The organism is Ileibacterium valens (assembly GCF_001945525.1).
GTDB classification, from domain to species: Bacteria; Bacillota_I; Bacilli_A; order Erysipelotrichales; family Erysipelotrichaceae; genus Ileibacterium; species Ileibacterium valens.
In genome coordinates this window covers 1-885 of sequence record NZ_MPJW01000231.1, presented here as the reverse complement: position 1 = coordinate 885, position 885 = coordinate 1, and the positions used below count along the sequence as shown (strand labels likewise).

Below are 885 nucleotides of genomic sequence, written 5' to 3'. Positions count from 1 at the left end.
CGGGAGAACATGTCTTCAGATGCAGGACATGAGATTATGGTCAGCCGGAGCATTCAGGCGGAAGGAACCTTCGGAGATCTTAAAGAAAACTACAGATACAGCCGATTGAGACGCCGGGGACTGGAAAACGTAAAATTTGAGGTGCTTATTGTGGCCATGGGACACAATATCAGAAAATTAAACAACAGAAATCGGATGAGTTGCCCAGAACTCGAACGTTATGGAAAATTAAAGGAGCAGAAAAGCGAAATCTGAAAAAGATTATAAACAGTCTTTTTGAGTTTTGGCTCTTTTCAGTGCGTTCAAAAATTGACTTGAGCGGAAAAACACATCATAAAACAGGATTGAATCAGATAAAAAGCATAGAAAAAGGGGCTGTAAATCTCGCTGATGAAAAATCAGTCGAAATTTAACAGCCCCTTTACTTTTAGTTATTATCTTTGATAACTTTTGGATGGATTCCATCAGATTCTTCAGGCATTTCCTATCCATGTTTAACAGAGGTAATTAACTTGTAAAAGCAAAAATTCAGGAAGACAGAAGACGATTTAATTAAGTTTGAAATCTGGTTCATTCTTTCTGATGTGTTCGAGCAGTTTCTGAATCTGACGATCCTTTTCTTCCTGAATCATGCGAACTTTCTTTTCTGCCATACTGGTTTCCTGCCGAGCGACACCAAGTTCGTGTTCCAATCTATTGTTTTTCTGTTCTGCTATACTGATTTTTTCAACCATTCGATCGTAATTTTCCAGCTTTCTATCACGATTATCGTAAAGTTCTCTAAGAACGCTCATCTGCTCTCCCTCTTCTTTCTGTTCATTCAGTCTTTTTTGATCAATCCATTCTTCGATTTTATCAGGAACACCTGCTTCGGCTTTCATCACC

2 protein-coding genes are annotated in these 885 nt (G+C 38.5%); one reads left to right on the top strand and one right to left on the bottom strand.

Annotation, left to right across the window (positions count from 1 at the left end; translation table 11 throughout):
- On the top strand, positions 1 to 255 hold a 255-nt coding region (locus BO222_RS11280; RefSeq protein ID WP_075817320.1), incomplete at its 5' end, for a transposase.
- Between the two features lie 293 nt (positions 256 to 548).
- On the opposite strand, the gene BO222_RS13830 is transcribed toward BO222_RS11280, so the two are convergent.
- A partial coding sequence (locus tag BO222_RS13830; protein WP_158024608.1) for a hypothetical protein occupies positions 549 to 885 on the bottom strand: 337 nt, incomplete at its 5' end.